This is a genomic window from Paenibacillus sp. CECT 9249 (assembly GCF_918697855.1).
Classification (GTDB): Bacteria; Bacillota; Bacilli; order Paenibacillales; family Paenibacillaceae; genus MSJ-34.
In genome coordinates this window covers 113,246-119,945 of record NZ_CAKKLI010000014.1, presented here as the reverse complement: position 1 = coordinate 119,945, position 6,700 = coordinate 113,246, and the positions used below count along the sequence as shown (strand labels likewise).

Below are 6,700 nucleotides of genomic sequence, written 5' to 3'. Positions count from 1 at the left end.
GCTTGACACTCTCACTTTACCAAACGAAGTGGTGTTTTTCTATTTTGGCAAGCTGGCTATTCAACAGACCGTAAGACCGTTCTACAACTGGTTTTACATTGATTTTCTAGGTGCGAAAGTTGAGTTATTTATTATAAGCAGCCAACTTTGTTTGGCATAAGGAAAACATTTTTCATCGCACAAAAACGCTACGTGATCAAAAGATGACTTTTTGAACAACCTATTCAAACAGGCGCATTTTGCTTTATTTTTGCACGATAAATCTGCTTATTCTCAATAATTCGCAGCGGTGCGGTCCATTGTTCCGTGTCCGGCAAAGTATCCACCGCATCTTCCACCGCCTGCAACTTCGCGTCCAACTGATCGATGTAATGCAGCGCTACCGCTTCGGGAATCTGCGGCTGCACCGGACTCCCCCATTCCCCCAAATTGTGATGCGATAAAATGAGATGCTGCAAGAGAACGACCGTTTCGGAATTCGTATCGATGCCGCTTGCAATCGCCGCTTCCACAGTCCAATTGGCGGCCAATGAAATATGCCCGAGCAATTTGCCCGTGAAGCTGTAATCCTTCACGATCCCAAGTTCGGCGTCCATCTCTTCCGTTTTCGCGATATCGTGAATGAGGATGCCCGCCAGCAGCAAATCCCGGTTAAGAAACGGGCGTTGCTTCGCTACGAATTCCCCTAACTCAAGCATTCTGACAATATGGTACGCGAGTCCCGCATAAAAAGCGTGATGCATCCCTTTTCCGGCCGGATAATGCATCAGCTTATCCTCGACTTTGGCGATAACGTACTGGACAATCGTTCTCATGTCTTCATCCGTAAGGCTTGCCGCGGTCCTTTTCATAACGCCTACCAAATCGACAGGCTGGACCGGGGCCGACCGGATAAATTCCGTCAGCGAATAGCCGTCTTCATCGGTGGCCGGCCTCATCCGGACGACTTTGAATTGCAGCTTTTCCCTATATGTATGAACAATACCTTTTACCTTCACCAACATCGGCGCGAAATAGGTCTCCTTGTCGGCCGGCGCCGCATCCCAGAATTTAGCGGAAATTTCCCCGCTTCGATCGGCCAGGATCAGATCGAAATAATCCTTCGGCGGCGTGCCGTTCGTCTGCTTGACCGCAGCGCTTTTCAGCAAATAAAATCCCGTTATTTCGTCCCCGTCGGCAAACGTTTTAATTAAACTCATTGTATTCCTCTCCCATTTCAAAAAATTAAATCGACCGGCATCCATGCTCCTATCCATTATATCATGCGATTGACAGCCTTTATTGCAACAATTTATGATCGATGCCCTGTCCTTTTTATCGTTGAAGAATACAATACTTTAAGGAATTATATTAAAAGGGCGCTCTATCAACGCCCGCAAAAGGAGGGAAACGTATGGTATTCCATCTTTTGTTCCAGCTTGCTCTCATCGTTATCGTCATTCGTTCGGTCTATGTCGCCTATCAAACGATTACGAGGAAATCATGGTTTGAGATGCTGTTCCACATTTCCATCGCTATTGCGGCATTAAATTTTATCGATATTTTAAAACTTTAGCGCAGACGTGGCTCCTAAGTAAGCAAAGACAGCGAAGAGCCCAAGGATTCTCTTGGGCTCTTCATGACGCTAACCGGCTCGGTTAATCGCCGAAAGCAATATATTTGGAAAGGGGACGGTCTGAAAACACCGGATTTATTCCGTTTTCTTACCAACTTGCGATAAGGTTGTCTCGGAAGCCGGCGGTTCGCCGCAAGCGTCCGAATGTTCATTCGTCCGGGCTTTGGCGGAATGATGGATCGCTGCGAGCAACACGGCGCACGACAAGAGTGATACGGTTATTTTATCCGGTTTCATAACTATCCTTCCCCTAGATTACTCTTTTTCACGATTACATAGTTACAGTATACCGGCGCAACATTAAAACAAAATTACGCCTATATTAAAATTAGATTAAATTATGTTATTGCCATTCTTATAGTGCGTGTTCTAAAAGTCGACTTTTCAGCACCGAGAAGGTTGCGAGAACCCGAAGAAGGAGGAGCGGAGTGTAGGCAAAACCTACATGAGCACCGGACTTCGAGGGTGAATGCAAGATTCGATGTCGATTCCGCTCCCAATATACTCTTCGTGATCAAAAGTGGACTTTTTGAACAACCTCTTATCATTGCCCATCCGCCGGCATATCGTCGGACGATTCCGCAGGAGCATCCGTTGCCGCATCCTCGTCATTCGCCGGCGCATCTCCGCTATCCGCCGCCGGGTCCTCCACATTGGAATCCGTTGGAGCCTCTCCCGTGTCACCTGTATCGGTCATGCCCCCCGTATCCTCCGTGCCGCCTTCCGGAACGTCAGTCATGCCGTCCGTTGTCGTATCGCCTTGTTCCACGCCCGAATTCGTATCGTCTACGGACCCGGGATCCGCACTGCCCGAACATCCTGCCGCCACCAACATCACTGCAAGCGCCAAAAGAACCAATACATTTTTTTTATTCCATTTCATTTCCTATCCCTCCATATATAGACGTTTTCATTTTAGGTATCTCTTTGAACAAAGCTTCGAGTTCTCTTATGGGATCACATGTTAATCCCTCCTTTTTTTGTGTTAGTTTGTACTGTACAGACCGAGTCTGAAAGCAGCATTAAATGAACATTAAAGTTTAATTAAATTAAAAGGTAAATATTTACATTAGGACTGACTCTGTCTTGCAGGCAAATGAACAAAAAAAAACATGCCCGCTTAGCGGACATGTTCGTACTCCATTCTTTGTTCTGACGTCCCTTGTTATTCCCATGGATATTTCGTGAGCAGATAGTCGGCGAATTTTTTGCTTTCTTCTCTTCTGATTTTCCGCATTTCCGCCCGTTGCGGCGCGGTTTCGTGCATTTTATGCTCCTCTTCCGTTTCGGGAATGACCTTCGGCACCGGCACGGCTTTGTTATGCTCGTCGAGCCCCACGAACGTCAAAAAAGAGGTGGCCGCTATTTTCCGCTCTCCGGTTCGTAAATCTTCCGTAATGACTTTCACGAACACTTCCATCGAAGTTCTTCCCGTCCAGGTGACGAACGATTCCAAAGAAACGGAATCGGTGGGACGAATCGGATAGAGAAAATCGACCGAATCGGTAGAAGCCGTTACCGCAGTGACACGACACAGTTTGGAAGCGGATATGGAAGCGATGTCGTCGATATAGGACATTAATTTGCCCCCGAACATCGTTTCATGATTGTTGACGTCCAAGGGAAACACTCTTGATGTCTTAAAACATCTCGTCTCTTTGATATAAACGCCGTCCATGCTTGCTTGTTACGCCTCTTTCGTCGCGGTTTCTTTTCTTCAAACGGGAGACTCATCAAACCATTTCGTTTTTGATATTTGTTCCTAGTTTGCCATCATATCTCCATAAAAATACGGCACCTCTCAGGGTGCCGCAAGAGATGCTTACAGCCTAACCGGATACGCCCGCGCTTTCGTTATAAGCCGTGCCCGCCAACCGTTCCATTTCCTTAAGCACTTGCCCGCCTATACAGTCTACCACCGTATAATCGGTTGCGGTCGCGTAAACGGCCCGCAGCCGAAGACGCAGCGAATAGGCGGCAGCCAAGCAGGCCGTCGCCTGCTTCATGGCAGCCGAATAGTCCGACTTCACCCGCGCCAACTGCTCCCTATACCGTTCGTCGGTTCCCGGTTCCATCGTCCGCTCGTACATATCGAGGATTTCGTCGCCTTCCCTGCTCGGATTGTGCTCATGAGGAGCTGTACTGTCGAAAATCGCCGTCCCGAGCTCCGGGACGATCACCATATCGATACTGTTCGGGTCGAAGCCGCAATGGAACATTTCCACGTGAAAGCGGCGTTTCTCGGCTTCGGCGGCCAGCTTTTTCAGCATTGTCGACTTGCCGGAACCCGGACGTCCCTTGATAAAAATTCGCTTGCTCGCCCCCTCCGTAATGTTGGGCACATAATCGACAGCTCCCTGGGGCGTCGCCGCTCCAAGGAATAAATGCCTTATGCCGCCTGCTTCGTTCGTCCCTTGGCCGCTATCGCCGAATAATTCGGCCATAAGCTCCTCTACGACCCGATCCGCCTTCTCGAACGACATGTTCCCGATATAAATCTGTTCCCATTCGTCATGGATGCGCAAAGCGCGCTGAAAGCATTCGTACGCCTCACGATGCTCCGTACCGATTCGCTCCAGCAAATTTGCAATTTCCTCCCGGCGGTCGGCCAATCGCCCCGCGTCTACGGCTTCTCCGAAATCGAAAGTTTGCACGGCCGTCCCCGGCAGCGCCGTCTTCGCATCGGCAAAGGCAGAGCCGTCGACGACGCCGATCCGCAAATCGGCCGCGATCAACCCGTCCAGCGTTTCCGGATCCCGCGGGCTATGGAACAGTTCCAAGCGTTGCCCTCGACCCGACATATCCTCTGCGATACGGCGAATGAGCGAAGATTTCCCCGTTCCCGGTTCTCCTTGCAGCACAATGACATGCCGCAGCCCCCGAAAAGCCGATTCGTACAAGCTGTGCAAACCCCGCGCCGTATTCCCTTCCGCAAAAAAATGTCTCGTTGTGCCGAACATATTCGAACCTCTCCTTTCTGTCTGCAACTATCCATTGTATCATATGCGAGCGTCAAATAGGTGTGTTTGCCCAGCGGAAGCGGGCGGAAACAAAAAAAAGCGCATCAAATCGTTGCCGATCCGTGCGCTTTCTTATTCTAATTCTTTTGTCAAAAAAATGTCCAACGCCTTATCTCCCTGCTTTCTTACCCGTTCCTAACCGGCAATGCAATCTTTCCTTTCACGCCGTAGTGAACGGTCCATGTAATCATTTTCCCTGCGATGCTGACCGCAAGAATCGTATACAATGTTTCGGCGATCGGCAAATAAACAAGCGACAGCAATAATACGATCACGTCAAACAATATGAACATCGTTCCGATTGAAATTCCGGTCCACTTGCTCAGAAATAAAGCCAAGATGTCGTCGCCGCCCGTCGCTCCGCCGAAGCGAAGCACGATCCCGGCTCCGAATCCGGTCGTTACGCCCGACAATATCGCCGCGATGAGCATATTATGGCGAAAGTCCATGACCAAAGGCGAGAAGCGCTCGAACAAATCGTAAAATATGGACAGCGAGGCTGCGGCAATTACCGTATTGAGCAAAAAATTGCGCCCTTTCACAAACATCGCAGCGACAATGATCGGAATATCGAGCATCAGCATCGTAATCGCAGGCGACCAGTCAAACGCGTACTTGCCCAGCAATGCCAAACCGACAAAGCTTCCTTCCGCCAAATTATTCTGAAAATTGATGTGATAGTAACTAAAAGCCAAAATAAACGTACCGATTAAAATGACAGCAATTTGTTTACCCTGTTGAATCCGTTCTTCTTTTCTCCTCATATAAGTTCCCTCTTATCGTCGTTGGTTTCGTTTCAAACGTACAACCAACCACGTGAAGAAACTTCGAGGACTTCATCCTTCGCATCATCACACTCTTCTTTCGTAATTGGTTGTTGGCAAGCCGACATATCAACCAATGACGAAGCTAAGTGTAGGAGAGATCATAACGTTTCCAGACTGTCCTTTGGGAATTCGTCCTTCGGGGACACATGGTATCCTGATCCTTTCTTTTTTTGAAATGATACATTTATTATACCACAACATGCATCGTTTAAGAAGAAAGAATTTTCAGAATATTTTGTCTAATAAAGGCGGTTTTTGTATCGGAAACGTTCACCTTTCGGCCGTTTTTTCTGTGACTTAGATCACAATTCACTCCCTTTACCGGTACTATACTGGGACTCATGGCGATATGCCAAGGGATGCAACACATTATACGATGGAAAAAGAGGGATGAACGATGTTGAATCAACGAACGATATCATTAAATCGACTGTACCGGTGTTGGAGACGAACGGCCGGGCTATTACGGAAACATTTTACAAGCTCTTATTTGCGAACTACCCCGAACTTTTAAATATATTCAATCACGCCAACCAACGGCAAGGCAAACAGCAGGCGGCGCTGGCGAATGCGGTATATGCCGCCGCGGCCCACATCGATCGGCTGCATGCGATCATGCCGACGGTCGAGCAAATTGCGCATAAGCACCGTGCGCTCCCAACACCCTGCCCCCGCGCTCGCGGACGGGGTGTTGGTTTATTTTTTGCAAATCGCGAAAATTCCGCTTGAAATGAGAATCCGTATTCGCTATTCTGAATATAATCATAACAGGAACATATGTTTGATTATTGGAATAAATTATACAACCGTTAAGGAAGTGTTCGCATGAAAACCGTTCCCCAGCAAACGGAAGAAGATTTCCTGCTCGTCAAACAATACGTGCTGCTCCCGATCTTGCTCGATGTACTGGAGCGGGATATTAACGTTCTTGGAACCGTCCGTTTAAAGATGCCCGAAGTCTATATTAACCATCTGCGCCAGGTGCAAGATCAAACCCACAAAGATTTGGTACGAATCAGAAACAGGCTGAAGACGCGCGGCATTCGCGTATATGAGGAGAATCGAACGGCAAATGGCATCGAAGCCCTTTATCTTTGCCGCGGATACCACCGCAAATTGTCCATGCTGTGGAGTGTCGTGAAGTCCGACATCGAAAGGGGGCTTACCCGGTATCTTCAGAATTGAAATTTTTGACAAAACCTCGCTCGCTTCCCCTGCCTTCTTCTTTTTGCTGCTTT

Annotated in this window: 8 protein-coding genes and 1 pseudogene; 3 read left to right on the top strand and 6 right to left on the bottom strand. The window is 48.4% G+C overall.

Going from position 1 to position 6,700, the window contains the following annotated elements:
• Positions 1–224: 224 nt before the first annotated feature.
• A complete protein-coding gene (locus LQ229_RS13035) occupies positions 225–1,199 on the bottom strand; it encodes an HD domain-containing protein (RefSeq protein ID WP_230191943.1) in 975 nt (324 codons plus the stop codon).
• 194 nt (positions 1,200–1,393) lie between these two features.
• Here LQ229_RS13035 and LQ229_RS13030 point away from each other — a divergent pair, with 194 nt between their 5' ends.
• Positions 1,394–1,555, top strand: coding sequence for a hypothetical protein (locus LQ229_RS13030; protein ID WP_216539990.1), 162 nt, complete (start codon positions 1,394–1,396; stop codon positions 1,553–1,555).
• A 135-nt stretch (positions 1,556–1,690) separates the two neighbouring features.
• On the opposite strand, the gene LQ229_RS13025 is transcribed toward LQ229_RS13030, so the two are convergent.
• From LQ229_RS13025 to LQ229_RS13005, 5 genes are all read right to left on the bottom strand, one after another.
• Positions 1,691–1,852, bottom strand: coding sequence for a hypothetical protein (locus LQ229_RS13025; protein WP_230191942.1), 162 nt, complete (start codon positions 1,850–1,852; stop codon positions 1,691–1,693).
• Positions 1,853–2,159: 307 nt separating this feature from the next.
• The gene (locus tag LQ229_RS13020; RefSeq protein ID WP_230191941.1) at positions 2,160–2,498 is read right to left on the bottom strand and encodes a hypothetical protein; all 339 of its coding nucleotides are present in this window, start codon (positions 2,496–2,498) and stop codon (positions 2,160–2,162) included.
• Positions 2,499–2,780: 282 nt separating this feature from the next.
• Complete coding sequence (locus LQ229_RS13015; RefSeq protein WP_216539993.1) at positions 2,781–3,293, bottom strand: acyl-CoA thioesterase; 513 nt, start codon at positions 3,291–3,293, stop codon at positions 2,781–2,783.
• A gap of 151 nt (positions 3,294–3,444) precedes the next feature.
• Complete coding sequence (locus LQ229_RS13010; RefSeq protein WP_216539994.1) at positions 3,445–4,575, bottom strand: PRK06851 family protein; 1,131 nt, start codon at positions 4,573–4,575, stop codon at positions 3,445–3,447.
• 185 nt (positions 4,576–4,760) lie between these two features.
• A complete protein-coding gene (locus tag LQ229_RS13005; protein WP_216539995.1) occupies positions 4,761–5,399 on the bottom strand; it encodes a YitT family protein in 639 nt (212 codons plus the stop codon).
• Positions 5,400–5,852: 453 nt separating this feature from the next.
• On the opposite strand from LQ229_RS13005, the pseudogene LQ229_RS13000 reads away from it, so the two are divergent.
• Positions 5,853–6,119 (top strand): annotated as a pseudogene (locus LQ229_RS13000) (globin domain-containing protein); the annotation flags it as partial.
• A gap of 168 nt (positions 6,120–6,287) precedes the next feature.
• Complete coding sequence (locus LQ229_RS12995; RefSeq protein WP_216539997.1) at positions 6,288–6,647, top strand: hypothetical protein; 360 nt, start codon at positions 6,288–6,290, stop codon at positions 6,645–6,647.
• Positions 6,648–6,700: the final 53 nt, after the last annotated feature.

What these genes read in the sequence shown, in the direction of transcription:
- LQ229_RS13005 (WP_216539995.1), bottom strand. Translation starts at nt 5,399, where the DNA reads ATGAGGAGAAAAGAAGAACGGATTCAACAGGGTAAACAAATTGCTGTC.
- LQ229_RS13015 (WP_216539993.1), bottom strand. Translation starts at nt 3,293, where the DNA reads ATGGACGGCGTTTATATCAAAGAGACGAGATGTTTTAAGACATCAAGA.
- LQ229_RS13035 (WP_230191943.1), bottom strand. Translation starts at nt 1,199, where the DNA reads ATGAGTTTAATTAAAACGTTTGCCGACGGGGACGAAATAACGGGATTT.
- LQ229_RS13030 (WP_216539990.1), top strand. Translation starts at nt 1,394, where the DNA reads ATGGTATTCCATCTTTTGTTCCAGCTTGCTCTCATCGTTATCGTCATT.
- LQ229_RS12995 (WP_216539997.1), top strand. Translation starts at nt 6,288, where the DNA reads ATGAAAACCGTTCCCCAGCAAACGGAAGAAGATTTCCTGCTCGTCAAA.
- LQ229_RS13025 (WP_230191942.1), bottom strand. Translation starts at nt 1,852, where the DNA reads ATGAAACCGGATAAAATAACCGTATCACTCTTGTCGTGCGCCGTGTTG.
- LQ229_RS13010 (WP_216539994.1), bottom strand. Translation starts at nt 4,575, where the DNA reads ATGTTCGGCACAACGAGACATTTTTTTGCGGAAGGGAATACGGCGCGG.
- LQ229_RS13020 (WP_230191941.1), bottom strand. Translation starts at nt 2,498, where the DNA reads ATGAAATGGAATAAAAAAAATGTATTGGTTCTTTTGGCGCTTGCAGTG.